Here is a 16,630-nt window from a genome sequence, read left to right as displayed (position 1 = left end):
TTATTTATATCTATAACATAGGGCTCGTAATTTTATTTAGCTACAGACGTGCCTGTTCCTGTGGGCGGAAGCACTGTTCCATCTACTGCTTTAAGCGTAACCTTATACTTGCTGTCTACCAATGTGCTTGTGTGGGTATCCGTAATGACCTGAATATTCATTTCCCCTGGCTTTGGACTAGTCAGCTTGTAGTAAATTACTGCATTCGTATCATCTACGTAGTCGATGTGATCCACTTCAATGCCGTAACCTGGATTAGGTGCCTGCAGACGGGTGATTGTCACTTTGTTCTGCTCGTCATTTGCCTTCTCTATACTCATACTAATGTTATTTTGTTGAACCGGATCTACAGGCTCAGCCGGATTTTCAGGAGTAGCTTCAACCGTTTTATGACTTTGTACAAATTCGGATGCGTTATAGACCATTTCTGCTGCCTCCATCCGCGTTACTTTACGATCCGGGTTAAAGTTGCTCTGTTCGTCCAATTTTGCAATTTTGGTCAATAGCAGGAATTGAACGGCTGCATTTGATTCCTGGTCTAGTTTTTTGCCATCCGCTACATTAATTAACATACGGACAGTTGGATATTCACCCGTTGCACTCACTGCTTTATACAGAATATTCGCAAATTGTTCTCTTGTCATACGGGTGCTTGGATCAATATCTGGTGACAAAGGGATTTGGTGTTGGGCTGCAATCCGATAGGACTGGGCATACCATGCAGAAGCCGGAATGTTTGCAAAGGAACCCGTTGTGAAATCAGGCATTACCTGAAGATCCATTGCACGAACAACCAAGTGTACTCCTTGTGCATACGTGAGCGTTTGATCCGGTGCAAATTTATCCTTGGTTATTCCTTGAATAATTCCTTTGTCCTGAAGTGAGTTTACGATCTTCTCCTGTTCAGTTCCCTTTATATCACGAAAAGCAGAGGCCGACGTAGCTACTGCCAATGAGCAGATGACAAGCAGGGCAGCTGTCACGCTTTTGTTCTTTTTCATGAGATACACCTCCATGTTTACTTTGCTTCTACACTTACCGACGCAATAAAAGCATCAAATGTTTCAAATATGCACAAATTGGTTGCAAAACAGTGGAATACCTGCGTTTAGTGTACCCGTCTAACTCTTTTCTGCTCACAATCTTTATACATACCCAAAAGTGCCTGTAACCGATTTATTTTTTTACAGTATTCCTTTGGAATATCCAGGTCTGGGTAGCAGTCATCCCGCCAGCAAAAACTCGCTCCCCTTTGTTCGCTTTGCTTACATCCGATTCGGTGCTTTCAGACCAAGAAGTTGCAGCGCGCATGCCAGAATATCGGCAGTTTGTTCCGCCAACTGAATACGCCACTGTCCACCATCGACAATCCTTTCCTTGGCGTAAAAACGGTTAAACGCCTGGGCCGTATCCAATGCAAATCTCGCAATTACCGAAGGCTCCAGTTGGCGAACCGCACGTATCAGTTGTCCGTGATAGCGATCCAACTGCTTAAGCAGCGCCCAACCTGTGTCACCCAACATTCCATCCGATACGTCATTCAAATCACGAGAATGGCTATCTTGGACAAGGGCGTTGTCGCTAGAATTGGTATTATCAACATCGACGCGAGCGTGAGCTTTCTCCAGAAGGCTGCGAATGCGCGCATGAGTATACTGCACATAAGGCCCGGTCTCGCCTTCAAAGGTCAGCGCCTCCTCCAACGAAAAATCCACTTCATTCAGCCGGTTGTTTTTTAAATCACCAAAAATAATCGCCCCGATACCAACGTCCTCAGCTACTGCCTGTTGTTCCTGCAAATCGGGGTTCTTCTGAGTAATGATGGCTTGAGCACGCGCTATAGCTTCATCCAGCACCTCCTCCAGTTTGACAACTTTTCCGCGTCTTGTGGACATTTTCTTACCCGCAAACCGCATTAATCCAAACGGCACATGCTCACATTGCTCCGCCCAAGCCTCCCCTGCATGCTTCAGCACCGCAAACACCTGCTGAAAATGCAACTTCTGTTCTCCACCAACGACGTACAGCAACCGATCAGCCTTCATCACTTCATGACGATAAATCGCTGTTGCCAGATCACGTGTCGGATAAATGGTGGTCCCATCCTTTTTTAGAATAAGACACGGAGGCAGTTCCTCGTCTTCCAGACGAACCACGAGCGCACCATCACTTTCCTCCAGCAATCCTTTTGCTCTTAATTGAGCAACAACTGCCTGCATCTTATCATTGTAAAAACTTTCTCCCAGCACATGGTCAAATGTAATGTTCAGACGCTGGTACATACGATCAAATTCACCCAGACTAACTTCAACAAAAAACTCCCATAGTTGTTGAGCCTCAGCATCCCCATGCTCCAAACGTCGGAACCACTCGCGGCCTTCATCCTCCAAAGTCGGATTATGCTCGGCCTCCTGATGAAAACGAACATATAGCTTCAGCGATTCACCAATCGGATCATGTTGTAGCTGCTCCTCATTTCCCCATCTTTTATAGGCCGCAATTTGCTTGCCAAACTGTGTTCCCCAATCCCCAAGATGATTCACACTAATTGGAACATATCCGGTTTCACCAAGAATACGATACAAGGCAGCACCGATAACAGTAGAGCGAAGATGACCGATACCAAACGGTTTGGCAATATTGGGCGAGGACATATCAATAACTACCCGCTGTCCGTGCCCGATATTGGGCCTGAGGAAATCGGCCTTGCTCAATTCAGCAAGCATAAGTGGAATATGAACAGATCGATCCAATGTTATATTTACATAGGCACCCGATGCTGAAGCAGTTAAACCTTCTTCATGATTCACTAGCTCCGCCAATTCCAGTGCAATGTGCTGTGGAGACTTTCGAAACTTTTTGGCCAGCACAAAACAGGGAAACGCCACATCTCCCCATTCAGGCTGCGGAGGCACCTCAAATAAAGATAAAATTTCTTTCTCCTCCAAGCCCGTATGGGCCAATATCGCTTGAGCAGCAATCCTCATCAACATGATCTCTCTCCTTCTTTTTATAGAATCTAACAAAAAAAGCCCCCGCCTCTTGAAATAATTCAAGAGACGAGAACTTCAATATCCCCGCGGTACCACTCTTCGTAAATCGGTTGTGCAGCTAAAGCTAACTTACACAAATCGCGATTTCACTCCAATGACTAATAACGGTGTCTGCCGGGCTGATCTACTAGAAATTCTGCTCGTTGGATCAACCGTCTCCCGGGTGCGCTTCACATCGGACCTCATACCGGCTTACACCTCTTCCGGCTCGCTGTAATGATACGGCTCCGCTGCTACTCTCCCGTTCCATGACGTTAATTCCAATCATTATACAAACCTATTCAGTAGAAAGCAACCTATTATTTCCTCTTCAGGCACTAGTTCCATATATGTAATTACACTGCCACCAACTGGCGGCACGCCTGAACGCAACGACGGCAGGCTTCTGCACAATGCTTGCAGTGATCATGGGAATGCTTGCTGCATTCAGCAGCACATACCTCACAGGCCTTGGCGCACAGCTCACAGATTTGCTCGGCAAAATCCGTTCCACGCTGCAGCATTTGAGCAGCAAATCCGCATATTTCTGCACATTCCCTACTCACTCGAATACATTCACGCAGCATAGCTAAATCATATTCCTTCAAACTCGCTACGTAACATACATTGCAAGCGTTCATACATTCCAGGCAAGCATCCACGCATTGTTGGTATGAATGATTCATATTACATTACCTCCCAGTTGTTGACCCTGCTGTACTATTACCCGCTGACCCTTGAGATTAATCATTTGATGTGCGCGCTTTCAATAAAATAAAAACAAAGTAATCCCGACTTATGTAAGGAAGTGTACTATATTCCAGTGTGCAAGTGCAAGGATATTAATCACATGGATTTTTAGCCCCTGTTTCTGACTTGCATACACTCAGTCATTGCTCTATTGTAAAAAGTGTATGTCTAACCACCGATCAAGGAGTGAGCATTTCAATGAATATGTCTTCTGTAGAGGAGCATCGACAGGAATCCCCGCAACAGGTTAATTGCATGGTCGTGACTGTCTCGGACACCCGCACCGTGGAAACAGATACTGGGGGACGACTGCTCATGGATCTACTAGAAACCAATGGATATAAGGTTGTTCGATATGTCATTGTCAAGGACGACTACGAAGGTATTCAGCAGTTAGTATCCGAAGCAGCGGCACAGAATGAAATCGAGGCTGTACTTTTGACAGGCGGCACTGGTATTTCTCCACGTGATACTACATATGAAGCCGTCTCCTCTCTACTGGATAAGGAACTACCTGGCTTTGGAGAAATCTTCCGTTATTTAAGCTTTGCTGAGGACATTGGTTCAGCAGCTATATTAAGCCGGGCTGTAGCTGGCACTGTGGGCCAGACAGCTGTATTTTCTATGCCTGGCTCACGCGGAGCCGTTCGTTTGGCAATGGAACGCATTATTGTCCCTGAGCTACGACATGTGATGAGAGAAATTTATAAATAAGCTCCTATTTCCTACATGCCGCGACACAAAAAGGCACCCCATACATTCATGAGGTGCCTCTTCCAACTATTCTTTTTCTTCAACTTCGGGCTGCATATAGCTATCGATCAGCTTTTGCTTCAGCTCCCATACCTTCTCGCTCAGATTTACACGATAAATTTCAGGGTTCAGCTTCCGCAAATATTCTGGCCAAAACAGTTTCAACTGTGAAGTATGGTAGGCACGAATTTCATCCAGCTCAGGAAGCTCATATACCTTCTGTCCATTTATAAAAATAGGCTCAAGCATTGGTACGGCTTCATAATTTTCTACATACTTCTTCATATACGGATGCAAAGGGTTAAACAGCTTCAGGCGCTTACCATTACGCGGACGCTCTTCATCCGGGAAAGAAATATAATCGGCCACAGCTCTCCCTTTTTTCTTATCCACAATGCGATATACATCCTTCTTGCCTGGTGTGGATACTTTTTCTGGGTTACCCGAGATCTTAATCGTCGGCAACATTTCGCCATCCACTTCACGCTCAACCAGCTTGTACACCCCGCCAAGCGAAGGTTGATCTGAAGCCGTAATAAGCTGTGTTCCTACACCCCATACATCAATACGTGCCCCTTGGGCTTTCAGGTTAAAAATCGTATTTTCGTCCAAATCATTGGAAGCTACGATTTGTACGTAATCTAAGCCTTCAGCATCGAGCATTTCCCGCGCCTGAATGGATAGATAAGCCAAGTCACCGCTATCCAGACGGATTGCATTCATACGCTTGCCCTGACTCTCCAGCATTTTTGCTGTCCGAATCGCATGAGGAACACCACTTTCCAGCGTGTCAAAGGTGTCTACCAACAGTGTAACCTGGTCTGGTAAAACCTTCGCATACACGTCAAACGCCTCCTGCTCCGTCATAAAGGTCTGCACCCATGAATGGGCATGTGTTCCCTTCGTCGGGATTCCAAAGTGCTCGCCTGCCAGCATATTAGAAGTCGCGTCAAAACCTGCCACATAAGCTGCTCGTGCTCCCCAAATCGCCGCATCTGCTTCCTGCGCACGCCGTGTTCCAAATTCGAGCAGTGTATCGTCACTTGCCACCTGCTTGATGCGCGATGCCTTTGTCGCAATGAGTGTCTGATAGTTCATAAAATTCAGTAATGCCGTCTCGACAAGCTGCGTTTCCATAATCGTTCCTTCGACACGTACCAGAGGCTCGTTTGGAAAAACAAGTGCCCCTTCTTTCATCGAATGGACTGTTCCACCAAACTTAAACTGGCGCAGCGCCTCCATGAACATGGGATCGTAATTCTCCTCCTGTTCAGACAGATAGCGAATGTCCTCTTCTGTAAACCGCAAATTTGCAATATAATTCACAATGCGTTCCAGACCAGCGAACACGGCGTATCCATTACCAAAAGGGAGTTTACGGAAATACGCCTCGAACACAGCTTTACGCTGATGACTTCCGTTCACCCAATGGGCGTACATCATATTAATCTGATATTTATCTGTATGTAATGCGAGGCTCGTTGACTGCATCGTAATCATCCTCTCTGACTGTCCCCAGGTTTGTGGCAGCGTACCGCCTCATCTGCCCAGATTCAGCAATATCCGGCTCCATTTTGTTATCGGACATTGGTGCACAATCGTTAAGTTATTTTACTTCTTCTGACGTAAAACCGTATCCTCAGCCGACCGTACCGCAGCTCCAAGACTTCCCTCAAAATGACCCAAAGCCCAATCATGTCCAGCTTGATTAAAGCTCGCCACAGCGTCCTTGTATACAGTAATAGCAAAACCTTTGTTATAAGCATCTACAGCCGTATGCAGCACACATATATCTGTACACACACCAATTAGATGAACTTCCAGAACACCACGTTCACGCAGCCTGAGCTCCAGATCTGTGCCCGCAAAAGCACTGTACCGTGTTTTATCCAACCAGTAGATAAGATCACTTTGTTGCTCATAAAGGCTACGTAGCTTGCCATACAAATGTCGTCCGTTGGTTCCACGTATATTATGTGGAGGAAACAGCTTGCTCTCCGGATGATAAAGGTCGTTCTCCTCATGCAAATCCACAGCCATGACAACAAAGTCCCCTTGATCCACATATGCCTGCGTAATTGCTGCGATCCGTTCATCCAACTCAATCGCAGGTTGTCCTACAGGCAAACTACCGTCCACAAAATCTTTCGTGTAATCAATAACAATTAGTGCCTGCATCGTACGGTCAGCTCCTTATCCTCAAAGTGATATTGTACGTTCTATGCGTAACCTATTTTACATTAGGCGTTACGTGTAGATAGATAAACGCGGTACTCTGTCACTAAAACGGTACAACTGTGCCGGTCTTTGTGAATACTGGTTGGAACTGAGCGGTTTGCCATTCTCATCACGCACCTCTTCCAGTATTCCCTGCCTGCTACGAGTCGATGTTATTTTGCGAATAAAGTTTGGCTCTTCGAAATCCGGTACGACACTCTGAATCACCTGATATAATTCACCCAGTGTAAAATGTAGCGGTAAAAACTGCTTGGCTATCGTCGTCTGAAGCATCTGCAACTGAATTTTGCGATAAGCATCTACAATGATATCCCGGTGATCGAATGCCAGCTCCAATTCCTCCAACGCTTCGCGGATCGTGAATAGCCCAACCTCGGAAGCATCATCGGCCGCCTGACGCTGTTCCAACATCCATTCTTCTACTAGCGCAAAAAACGCATGCGATATGATCCACCCGCGCGGATCACGTCCCGGTCCACTATATACACCCAAATACTCCAGATGCCCGCCGTCCACACCCGTTTCCTCTAACAGCTCCCGCTTGGCAGCTCCATACATGGATTCATCTTCCTGACAAAACCCTCCAGGCAACGCCCAGCGTCCTGCAAAAGGCCAACTGCGGCGCTTGATGAGCATCACTTTCAGCTCACGAATCGGCAATGTCTTTGTTACCGTCTTGCGCTCCCGCTTCGTTAAGGTAAACATAACGATATCCGCCGGAGCTCCATCCGGGGTACGGTATTTCTTAATGTTGTACGACGCCTTTTGCGCCTCTTCGTTTATACGATTGCTATCCATTGGCATCACCATATTATATCGTTTTGATAAATTCATTATGACATACTAATTTTTTTTGTCAAGTGTCAGGCCTTGCCTGAATCACTTGCTTGTGTACGTAATACTCGGAAGGTTGCTGTAGATGTAGAACCGAGTGTGCCTTCACTATCTCTTACTTCCGCCTCAGTGGTTATCGTGCGACCTCCTTGATGAAGAATTCGCGCCCTAACCTCCAGTCGTCCTTGCCTCATGGGTGACAAGAAATGAACATTCAGGTTCGTCGTTACACATGGATCCATATTTCGTGAAGCCATACTGACCATCCCCATCGCCTGATCCATCAATGAAGTAAGTACACCCCCATGGACAATACCCATCACATTGGTATGCTCTTGTTTGGCCTCCAAAGCGATCTGTACCTCGTTTGCATCAGCTGCAATCAGTTCACACCCTAAATACTCCCAAAAAGTATTATTCTCTCCCTCTAGCATCTTACCCAACTTATCCATTCCCTTGCTTCCATCCCTTCTATGTTGTCCCATTTCTCTTGAAGTCCTATAACCATATACGTTGGCAAAATGCTTTCGAAAAAAAGGCGTGGAAGCTACGCCTCCACACCATAGATTTCATTCTAATCACTGCAATTCGACGAGGAAGTGCTTTTTCCCTCTTCTACGTTTACCTTCTCAGCAACGGTATCACGGATCGCCATAATCACCATTTGCAGTAGCTCATTAATTTCCACCTGACTCTGCTGAAACTCCGTTACAATTGGAATACCGTCAAGCTCTTCCTGTAGCTCCTGAAGTTCGGCCTCTATTTTGGCAATCATTTTTTGATTCTTCAAGGATTCAAATGCTACAATTTCCTTTTGCTTCTTTTTCATCGTTGCAATCAGTTGCTGGATGCGTTGATGATCCTGAATCTTTTCTTCTGCTTTTCGGAATACCTGTACTTCCTCACTGCTACCCAAAATACCTGCCAATTCTTTGGCTTTTGCCAATATCATTTCGCGATTGACCAAATGATCATGCTGGCGCGCCGCCGATTGAAGTTCTGTTTGTTGCAACCGCTCCTCTGTCATTGTCCATCGCTCCTTTTCTCACTTAGACGGCTTGCACACAGCCCTTTACTCAGACCGCATGCAACCCGCTAGAATATTCTTTTATCCGTTAACTGCTACAGCCGTTTCAACCAGATCACCTTTGATGTAAAAGGTCATAGGTTCCGTAATTTTCACTTGAACAAAGGAACCAATCAGGTCCTTAGAACCCTCAAAATGTACAAGCTTATTGGAACGGGTCCGACCGGCAAGCACTTTGCTGTCATTTTTGCTCTCGCCTTCCACCAGCACTTCAACCACTTCGCCACGCAATCGACTATTAAAGCGAAGGCTGTTTTGGTTCACAGCAATGTTCAGACGCCGGAGACGCTCTTTTTTAACCGACATAGGCACATTATCTTCCATCGAAGCAGCTGGCGTACCTTCACGTGGTGAATAAATAAATGTGTAGGCAAAGTCATAGCCGACCTCGCGCACCAAAGATAGAGTATCTTCAAACTGCTCGTCTGTTTCGCCCGGGAAACCTACGATGATATCTGTTGTCAGAGAAACATGCGGAACAGCTGTTTTAATCTTCGCAGCCAGTTCCAGAACACGCTCACGGGTATATTTTCGGTTCATTTTCTTCAATATATCCGTATTACCGGATTGAACAGGCAGATGGATATGCTCCACCAAATTGCCACCCTTACCAAGCACTTCAACCAAATGGTCATCAAAATCACGTGGATGTGATGTCGTAAAACGTACACGCGGGATATTAATTTTGCGCATATCATCCATCAGATCCCCGAATCTGTAATTCAAATCTTTCAAATCCTTGCCATAAGCGTTAACATTTTGCCCTAGTAAGGTGATTTCTTTAAAGCCTTGACGTGCCAAATCCCGTACTTCAGCGATAACATCCTCTGGACGGCGGCTTCTTTCCTTACCACGTGTAAAGGGAACAATGCAATAGGTGCAAAATTTATCACAACCGTACATAATGTTCACCCAAGCCCGCATACCCTCGCGCTTCTTCGGCAGGTTTTCGATAATGTCGCCTTCCTTAGACCACACTTCGACCACCATTTCTTTGCTAAAGAGTGCTTCCTTGACGAGCTGAGGCAGACGATGAATATTGTGGGTACCAAAAATCATATCGACAAAACCGTGTTTTTGCATAATCCGGTTAACGACATTCTCTTCTTGTGACATGCAGCCACACACGCCGAGCAGCAGTCCTGGCTTTTCTGTTTTGAGATGCTTGAGGTGACCCAGCTCGCCAAACACTTTATCCTCCGCATTTTCACGGATAGCACAAGTGTTCAGTAAAATGATGTCTGCTTCCTTCCGATCCTCGGTTGCCTGGTAGCCCATTTGCTCCAGCAAGCCTTTTATGGTTTCGGAATCATGCTCGTTCATTTGGCAACCGAATGTGTATACGATATAATGCTTTCCCTCACCGATATGCTTTAGCTCATCCGGGACTGCGTTATCATATAATACCTGTACATCCTCTTTACCGCGTTGCTTTTCTTTTCTATGGTTCGGCTCCGCCATAATGTTGATTTCACGTCCGCGAATACGGATCTTTTTGCTATGCTCATCTTCAGAAATAATCTTCGCATCCGAGAAATCAAAATATTGGGAGTAATCTTTTGTTTTCTTTTCCATTCCTTAGTCACTCCTTACACCATCTATTTCACGAGCTAATTTGTGATTTTACTGTATCTTTAGGCTTGGTAAATTTATTTTAGTTCTAAAAAACCTTTAAAAAAGGCATTACACTAAATTATAGCATGATTTATAGGCCATCGCCATAGATCAGCCGCAGATACCATTGAGTGCAATGTGAACTCATGTTCTTTTTGTACATTAGTGAAGTATTTGTGAATTATATAGTATGTAAAAAGCCCGATTCTTTTGCAAGAATCGGACTCTTTAAGGCTTCCGGCATTTAAATACGTGTATATTAGTCTACGATTTCAGCGTTGTCACCGTTTTTCACACCGGCTCCGTTCGCTTCATCTGTATCAATGTGCATATCCAAAGCAAAAGAATCGGACACACGTGCAAGAACATTTTCAAATACAAGGCCACGTTCGCCGCCGACACGTACTTTCAGCAACTGCTTGTCCTTAATGTCCCATTTAGCTGCATCAGATGTATGGAAATGAATATGGCGGGCTGCTACAATCACACCTTCTTGCAGTTCCACTTCACCAGCTGGTCCTTTTACCGTGATTCCTGGTGTACCATCAATGCTACCAGATTCGCGTACAGGTGCTTTTACACCAATAGCAAAGGAATCAGTGCGAGAGATTTCCAATTGGGAAGCGGGACGAGCAGGTCCCAAAATGCGAACCTTATCAAATTGGCCCTTAGAACCAATTACAGCTACCGTTTCATTTGCGGCAAATTGTCCTGTTTGGGACAAAGGTTTAAATTCAGTTAATTGATAGCCTGCTCCGAACAAAATTTCAATATGCTCTTGAGTCAGGTGAATATGACGGGCTGAAACGCCGACAGGTACGATTTTACTCATCGTGTGGTCACTCCTTTTTCTCTATACAATACTTTACACATCTATGCTATTATACTCCTATTTTGCCAAGAAAGAAAAGGAGAGCGTATAAAGTTCCCTTTTTCGCCCTAATCGGCGTTAAATATCGTCCATAGAAATCGGATCAAACCGTCGTTTTAGCGAACAAGAGAAAGAAAAGCATGATTTCAGCTACGATGAGATGCGGGGGAACGACAACAAATATATTAAGAATAAACAGGACACAAAGTATTCCAGTTAAGAAAAAAATGACTCTGAGACGAGGTTTCAGATGACTTAATCTGTACTGATGAAATACCAGCAAAACCGACAAAAAGTAAATAAAAACAGAAGCAAAGGTAAAGCAAAGCACAAAGATATAGTCTACTTGTCCCAAAAACAAGAGCTGAATCGAAGCAGCTAGCATGCTAAGGGAAAGATAAATAAACAAATGACCATAAATAATAGTCTGTCCTGCTGATTGTTTTGATTTATCTACGCGCTTCTCCATATTCTCAAAATATTGCCACCAGATTGCGATGACTAATACAAAAGCCAAAGCAGCAAATACAATAGAAGAAACCGTAAAATGATCGGATTGTAAAACAGAAAGCATACTTATCACAGATTCGCCAAGCAAAATTAAGGTGAACTGTGCAAAGCGTTCTAAAAGATGCTCCGTATGGATAGGTGTGATCACCAACTTTTTACGGCCAATCAAAGGAACGAGGATATCAATAGCTATACCTGTATATAAAATCAAATATCGAACCCAAGAATCAAAGAAGAGGGAGAAACTAGAAATGACTATTCCAATCCAAAAATAAATTCCGAAAAAACGAGCTGTTTCCTGTTTATGAGCCGTTTCTTTGGGTGCCGAAAGTAAATATTGAACGACAGTCAAACCTCTTAACCCAATATAGCCAACAAAAAAAGATACATAATACGCATCAAAATCTATATTCAGGCTGGCGGTCATGATCAACACGAAAAACAATTGCAGGATCATAAAAATTCGATGTGTTATACTGTCTTGCCCAAAACGATTGTTGTAGACCGTTTGCCCCACCCAAGCCCACCATATTGGGATAAAAATCATAATAAACTTTTCCATATGTTCCCATGAGATACTACCATGCTCAACATGTAGCAAAACATGAGTGGCCTTGGAGACAGCAGCTACGAACAACAAGTCATAAAAGAGCTCAAGCCAGGTAACCTTTTTTATCAACATTATGTAATGGAGCCCCCTCTGATATGGCGGTGCAGCATGGTGACCCGTCAGTCTCGCTCCAACGTCTGCCGTATTTCTGCAAATGTTATTTTAGCACCATGCAATTCTAAGATGCTCCAATTATTTCGTAATCCTTCTCGCTTTGTCAAGAGTGTTCGCAGCTAAAAATTCCCTCTATAAATAGCTATTTAAGAAGAAATTTTGGAAGGCAGATTCGTTTGCAAGTATTCCAGCGCATGTCCTCCCAGCCATCCCTTGACCAGCTCCTCAGGGTAATGCTTCAGCAGCAGTTCTGCAAAAATCGGATATTTCCCCGAATGCTCCAGCCCTTGCACATGGTGCTCGATACCGTCAAAATCAGAGCCAAACATCAAATGCCTTTCGCCGCCTAATGAACAAATATGCTCAATGTGTGGTAGCAGATCCTCAGCAGTTACCATGCCCTGCTCTTTGAGAAACATTGTGACGAAGGTCAAACCAATCCGTCCGTTACGAGCGATCAGTGCACAAATCTGTTCATCCCGTAGATTTCGAGGATGAGCACACTTCGCAAAGGCATTCGAATGCGAAGCAATGGGCGGTAGAGTGGCCTCCTCTAGCACCTCCCAGAAGCCCTGTACCGACAAATGCGATACATCTAGCAGCAGTCCCAGGTCATTACAGCGATTGACCAAATCGCGCCCCTTGCTACTCAGCCCGCCACCTCTATGTTCCATAATGCCGTCAGCTGCCCAGTTCGCATAATTCCATGTCAGTCCAATCAATCGTATTCCCATGGCATAGCACAATTCTGCATAAAACGGGTTCCCTTCCAGCGCATCTACCCCCTCCAGTGAGAGCAAAGCCCAAGGTGCCCATGTATGATCCGTCCCATTACCATCCACATACGTTATCTTTTCCATGCGCTTCTCTTTTCCTGCCTGCTTTACTTGCTCCTCCTGATGCACTGCGGACGTATTTTTACACATTACCAAGTCTTCCTTCCACAGCAATGGTCTCAACCCACCTGAGATAGAGGTAACATGCTGCCTGAACAGCTCAATTTGACGAATCACATGCTCAAATCTTGGCGTGCCCAATACCTGAGAAATATATATAGCAAATGTTTGCAACCGCACGTTACCTTCTAGCAAACGTTCTTTTGTGACATCAAGCGATGGATGACTGAAATCGATCTGCGCATCGAGCTGCATTTTACATAACACATCACAATGAAAGTCAACAACTGGCCAATTCACTTTTAGCTTATCATTCATGCATCTTACCTCCATTTAGAGATTGAAGCATCACAAATTTATTTTAAAAATCATAGTAACAGACTCACAAAGCAAAAAAGCCCGTTTACAAATCGTAAACAGGCTCAGGCAACTTACATTTATTATCTTGGCTCTACAATCAATTTGATCGCAGTCCGATCTTCTCCATCAATAACAATGTCTGTAAAAGCAGGAATACAAATTAAATCCACTCCGCTTGGTGCGACAAATCCCCGGGCAATGGCTACCGCTTTAATGGCTTGGTTTAGTGCACCCGCTCCAATCGCCTGTAATTCTGCATTTCCGCGTTCACGCAGTACTCCTGCGAGTGCGCCTGCAACTGAATTGGGATTGGATTTTGCTGATACTTTTAATACATCCATAGTAAGTACCTCCCCTGGGAATGATGATGGTTTGATTCCACTATTAGATGTTATTCGAGGGTCAGCAAAAAATTCCTGCTTTTTGGTGACAGTTTTCCTTATTCTTTCCTTAAGTAGCTCACAAAAAGGTTAATCCATCCGCCATTCATCTTCTTTGAGTCTGATTTTCTGAATTTTGCGGGCTTTTCCATCGTTATCATTCAGCTCTACGCTGATGGCATGAAAATGCCATTTGCCCATGTCCACTTGAAAACGTACTGGAAGCTGGGTCTGGAATTTCTGTAACACAGCCTCTTTCTGCATCCCAAGCACTCCCTCATAAGGACCTACCATTCCCGCATCTGTCTGATACGCAGTTCCTTGTGGCAAAATCGTATCGTCATTGCTCTGTACATGTGTGTGCGTACCTACCACGATTGAAGCACGTCCATCCAAATGCCAACCCATAGCGATTTTTTCCGAGGTTGCTTCGGCGTGGAAATCAACTAGGATATGTTTATGTTTTTTGCGCAGCTCATCGACAATTTCATCTGCTGCACGGAATGGATCGTCAATAGCTGGCAAAAAAGTTCTACCTTGCAGATTAACAATAGCCAGCTCCTTACCTCCACCTTTTACAACGGTATAACCCCGGCCTGGTGTTCCTGGTGGAAAGTTAGCCGGGCGGATGATCCGCGGCTCATCATCTATAAAATCAAATATTTCCTTATTGTCCCAAGTATGATTTCCCATCGTAATCCCATGAACGCCCCAATCAAAAAACTCTCTGGCGATGGCTGGGGTAATTCCTCTTCCCGAAGCCGCATTTTCTCCATTCACAATAATAACATGCGGGTTGTATTTTGATTTTAGCGAAGGGAGATTCTCCCTCAGTGCCTTTCTGCCTACACTGCCGACGATGTCTCCAATAAATAATACGTTGATAGAAAGCCCTCCCTAGTCTGCCTTACATAATGAAAAGTGGCCCTACAAGCAGCGGCCACTTTTCATTGAAATGCTTTTATTTTGCGTATTCTACCGCACGGGTCTCGCGTATGACGGTGACCTTGATATGTCCCGGATAGTCCAGTTCATTCTCAATCGTTTTCGTAATATCGCGGGCCAGTCGGAATGCTTCCGCATCATCAATTTTCTCTGGCTGTACCATGACACGAACTTCGCGTCCGGCTTGAATCGCGTATGATTTTTCAACGCCTTCAAAAGATTCGGAGATGCGTTCCAGCTTCTCAAGACGACGGATGTACGTCTCTAGCGTTTCACGCCGCGCTCCCGGTCTTGCTGCTGACAGGGCATCTGCCGCCCCAACCAGCATGGCGATCACTGAAGTCGCTTCGCAGTCGCCGTGATGTGAGGCAATGCTGTTGATGACGACCGGGTGTTCCTTGTACTTCTTCGCCAGCTCCACGCCAATTTCAACGTGCGATCCTTCCACTTCATGATCCAGCGCCTTCCCGATGTCATGCAGCAATCCTGCCCGTCTTGCCAGTACAACGTCTTCGCCCAGTTCCCCGGCCATCAGACCTGTCAAGTATGCAACTTCCATCGAGTGCTTCAATACGTTCTGTCCGTAACTTGTACGGAACTTGAGACGTCCCAAGATCTTGATCAAATCTGGATGCAAGCTATGCACGCCCACCTCAAAGGTGGCCTGTTCACCATACTCACGGATTCGTTCGTCCACCTCTTTACGGGATTTTTCCACCATCTCTTCAATACGAGCCGGATGTATCCGTCCGTCCGCTACGAGCTTTTCAAGCGCAGTACGCGCAATCTCTCTACGAATCGGATCAAATCCAGACAAAATAACAGCTTCCGGCGTATCATCAATAATGAGGTCAATTCCTGTAAGGGTTTCAAGTGCACGGATATTACGGCCTTCGCGCCCGATGATCCGGCCTTTCATTTCTTCGTTCGGCAATGTGACAACAGAAACCGTCGTTTCTGCTACATGATCTGCCGCACAGCGTTGGATGGCCAGTGTGATGATTTCACGAGACTTTTTGTCCGCTTCTTCTTTGGCCTGCTGTTCAATTTCTTTAATCATCTGAGCTGTTTCATGACGAACTTCCTGCTCTACGTTGGTCAGAATAATACTTCTTGCATCCTCCATCGTCAGATTGGAAATACGTTCCAACTCAGTTACCTGACTCTTGTAAATCAAATCAATTTGCTGCTGGGTTTCATCGATTCGTTTCTCTTTGTTGGCCACTTGTTCTTCTTTGCGTTCCAGCGATTCCAATTTTTTATCCAGCGATTCTTCTTTTTGCAGCAATCTTCGTTCCTGTCGTTGAATTTCATTGCGACGTTCACGAGTTTCTTTTTCAGCTTCGGCACGGATGCGGTGGATTTCATCTTTCGCTTCCAATACCGTTTCCTTCTTCAGCGCTTCTGCCTCTTTTTTCGCGTTCTCCACGATTTGCGCGGCAGCTTCTTCCGCACTGGAGATCTTAGCTTCTGCAATAGATTTGCGAATAAAATAACCAATCCCGAACCCAAAGAATAACGCGGCTACAGCAACGAGAACGAACCAGATCGCAGTCATCATACTGTTCACCTCCCCGTTGGTTCCTCCAAGGCATTCCTTGGGACTTTTTGCAATTGTCACATTTACTTTGATCGT

The 16,630-nt window shown here is 45.1% G+C and carries 16 protein-coding genes and 1 other annotated feature; of the genes, 1 reads left to right on the top strand and 15 read right to left on the bottom strand.

Annotation, left to right across the window (positions count from 1 at the left end; translation table 11 throughout):
- Window positions 1-32: 32 nt before the first annotated feature.
- From NLX82_RS11930 to NLX82_RS11920, 3 genes are all read right to left on the bottom strand, one after another.
- Complete coding sequence (locus tag NLX82_RS11930; RefSeq protein ID WP_068940669.1) at window positions 33-1,001, bottom strand: S-layer homology domain-containing protein; 969 nt, start codon at window positions 999-1,001, stop codon at window positions 33-35.
- Window positions 1,002-1,265: 264 nt separating this feature from the next.
- Window positions 1,266-2,993, bottom strand: a complete 1,728-nt coding sequence (gene argS, locus NLX82_RS11925) for an arginine--tRNA ligase (protein WP_053325274.1) — start codon at window positions 2,991-2,993, stop codon at window positions 1,266-1,268.
- A gap of 59 nt (window positions 2,994-3,052) precedes the next feature.
- Window positions 3,053-3,311 (bottom strand) — a binding site (T-box leader).
- A 77-nt stretch (window positions 3,312-3,388) separates the two neighbouring features.
- Window positions 3,389-3,718 carry a four-helix bundle copper-binding protein gene (locus NLX82_RS11920; protein WP_023988251.1) on the bottom strand — a complete coding sequence of 110 codons (330 nt, stop codon included), beginning with the start codon at window positions 3,716-3,718 and terminating at the stop codon, window positions 3,389-3,391.
- 262 nt (window positions 3,719-3,980) lie between these two features.
- On the opposite strand from NLX82_RS11920, the gene NLX82_RS11915 reads away from it, so the two are divergent.
- Entirely contained in the window at window positions 3,981-4,496 is a 516-nt protein-coding gene (locus NLX82_RS11915; protein ID WP_069080935.1) for a MogA/MoaB family molybdenum cofactor biosynthesis protein, read from the top strand.
- Between the two features lie 66 nt (window positions 4,497-4,562).
- Here NLX82_RS11915 and NLX82_RS11910 read toward each other — a convergent pair whose 3' ends face one another.
- The 12 genes from NLX82_RS11910 to rny all read right to left on the bottom strand — a co-directional run bounded on the left by NLX82_RS11910 (window position 4,563) and on the right by rny (window position 16,555).
- Window positions 4,563-6,026, bottom strand: a complete 1,464-nt coding sequence (locus NLX82_RS11910) for a nicotinate phosphoribosyltransferase (RefSeq protein WP_028542698.1) — start codon at window positions 6,024-6,026, stop codon at window positions 4,563-4,565.
- A 120-nt stretch (window positions 6,027-6,146) separates the two neighbouring features.
- Window positions 6,147-6,713 (bottom strand): cysteine hydrolase family protein, encoded by a 567-nt coding sequence (locus NLX82_RS11905; protein WP_023988248.1) that lies wholly within the window; start codon window positions 6,711-6,713, stop codon window positions 6,147-6,149.
- A gap of 69 nt (window positions 6,714-6,782) precedes the next feature.
- Window positions 6,783-7,571, bottom strand: a complete 789-nt coding sequence (locus tag NLX82_RS11900) for an NUDIX domain-containing protein (protein WP_023988247.1) — start codon at window positions 7,569-7,571, stop codon at window positions 6,783-6,785.
- Window positions 7,572-7,636: 65 nt separating this feature from the next.
- A complete protein-coding gene (locus NLX82_RS11895) occupies window positions 7,637-8,059 on the bottom strand; it encodes a PaaI family thioesterase (RefSeq protein WP_023988246.1) in 423 nt (140 codons plus the stop codon).
- Window positions 8,060-8,181: 122 nt separating this feature from the next.
- A complete protein-coding gene (locus tag NLX82_RS11890) occupies window positions 8,182-8,634 on the bottom strand; it encodes a YlbF/YmcA family competence regulator (RefSeq protein ID WP_071558852.1) in 453 nt (150 codons plus the stop codon).
- An 81-nt stretch (window positions 8,635-8,715) separates the two neighbouring features.
- Window positions 8,716-10,269, bottom strand: coding sequence for a tRNA (N6-isopentenyl adenosine(37)-C2)-methylthiotransferase MiaB (gene miaB / locus NLX82_RS11885; protein ID WP_254348134.1), 1,554 nt, complete (start codon window positions 10,267-10,269; stop codon window positions 8,716-8,718).
- 298 nt (window positions 10,270-10,567) lie between these two features.
- Window positions 10,568-11,140 (bottom strand): phosphate propanoyltransferase, encoded by a 573-nt coding sequence (gene pduL, locus NLX82_RS11880; protein ID WP_023988243.1) that lies wholly within the window; start codon window positions 11,138-11,140, stop codon window positions 10,568-10,570.
- A gap of 142 nt (window positions 11,141-11,282) precedes the next feature.
- A complete protein-coding gene (locus tag NLX82_RS11875) occupies window positions 11,283-12,371 on the bottom strand; it encodes a low temperature requirement protein A (protein WP_028542700.1) in 1,089 nt (362 codons plus the stop codon).
- A gap of 188 nt (window positions 12,372-12,559) precedes the next feature.
- A complete protein-coding gene (locus NLX82_RS11870) occupies window positions 12,560-13,627 on the bottom strand; it encodes a dipeptidase (RefSeq protein ID WP_028542701.1) in 1,068 nt (355 codons plus the stop codon).
- Between the two features lie 122 nt (window positions 13,628-13,749).
- On the bottom strand, window positions 13,750-14,010 hold the full coding sequence (locus NLX82_RS11865) for a stage V sporulation protein S (RefSeq protein ID WP_007430104.1): 261 nt from the start codon (window positions 14,008-14,010) through the stop codon (window positions 13,750-13,752).
- A 129-nt stretch (window positions 14,011-14,139) separates the two neighbouring features.
- Window positions 14,140-14,934 (bottom strand): TIGR00282 family metallophosphoesterase, encoded by a 795-nt coding sequence (locus NLX82_RS11860; protein WP_013309959.1) that lies wholly within the window; start codon window positions 14,932-14,934, stop codon window positions 14,140-14,142.
- Window positions 14,935-15,010: 76 nt separating this feature from the next.
- Window positions 15,011-16,555 (bottom strand): ribonuclease Y, encoded by a 1,545-nt coding sequence (rny, locus tag NLX82_RS11855; RefSeq protein WP_013309958.1) that lies wholly within the window; start codon window positions 16,553-16,555, stop codon window positions 15,011-15,013.
- Between the last annotated feature and the right edge of the window lie 75 nt (window positions 16,556-16,630).

Origin of the sequence: Paenibacillus sp. A3M_27_13 (genome assembly GCF_024213315.1) — a bacterium.
Classification (GTDB): domain Bacteria; phylum Bacillota; class Bacilli; order Paenibacillales; family Paenibacillaceae; genus Paenibacillus; species Paenibacillus polymyxa_B.
The sequence above is the reverse complement of the archived record's forward strand: the minus strand, read 5'-3'. Positions and strand labels throughout refer to the sequence as shown.

Bases quoted from the DNA above. Each gene is read 5' to 3' on its own strand.
- pduL (WP_023988243.1), bottom strand. From the start codon at position 11,140: ATGAGTAAAATCGTACCTGTCGGCGTTTCAGCCCGTCATATTCACCTG.
- miaB (WP_254348134.1), bottom strand. From the start codon at position 10,269: ATGGAAAAGAAAACAAAAGATTACTCCCAATATTTTGATTTCTCGGAT.
- NLX82_RS11895 (WP_023988246.1), bottom strand. From the start codon at position 8,059: ATGGATAAGTTGGGTAAGATGCTAGAGGGAGAGAATAATACTTTTTGG.
- NLX82_RS11890 (WP_071558852.1), bottom strand. From the start codon at position 8,634: ATGACAGAGGAGCGGTTGCAACAAACAGAACTTCAATCGGCGGCGCGC.
- NLX82_RS11875 (WP_028542700.1), bottom strand. From the start codon at position 12,371: ATGTTGATAAAAAAGGTTACCTGGCTTGAGCTCTTTTATGACTTGTTG.
- NLX82_RS11865 (WP_007430104.1), bottom strand. From the start codon at position 14,010: ATGGATGTATTAAAAGTATCAGCAAAATCCAATCCCAATTCAGTTGCA.
- NLX82_RS11930 (WP_068940669.1), bottom strand. From the start codon at position 1,001: ATGAAAAAGAACAAAAGCGTGACAGCTGCCCTGCTTGTCATCTGCTCA.
- NLX82_RS11870 (WP_028542701.1), bottom strand. From the start codon at position 13,627: ATGAATGATAAGCTAAAAGTGAATTGGCCAGTTGTTGACTTTCATTGT.
- NLX82_RS11905 (WP_023988248.1), bottom strand. From the start codon at position 6,713: ATGCAGGCACTAATTGTTATTGATTACACGAAAGATTTTGTGGACGGT.
- rny (WP_013309958.1), bottom strand. From the start codon at position 16,555: ATGATGACTGCGATCTGGTTCGTTCTCGTTGCTGTAGCCGCGTTATTC.
- NLX82_RS11900 (WP_023988247.1), bottom strand. From the start codon at position 7,571: ATGGATAGCAATCGTATAAACGAAGAGGCGCAAAAGGCGTCGTACAAC.
- argS (WP_053325274.1), bottom strand. From the start codon at position 2,993: ATGTTGATGAGGATTGCTGCTCAAGCGATATTGGCCCATACGGGCTTG.
- NLX82_RS11910 (WP_028542698.1), bottom strand. From the start codon at position 6,026: ATGCAGTCAACGAGCCTCGCATTACATACAGATAAATATCAGATTAAT.
- NLX82_RS11915 (WP_069080935.1), top strand. From the start codon at position 3,981: ATGAATATGTCTTCTGTAGAGGAGCATCGACAGGAATCCCCGCAACAG.
- NLX82_RS11920 (WP_023988251.1), bottom strand. From the start codon at position 3,718: ATGAATCATTCATACCAACAATGCGTGGATGCTTGCCTGGAATGTATG.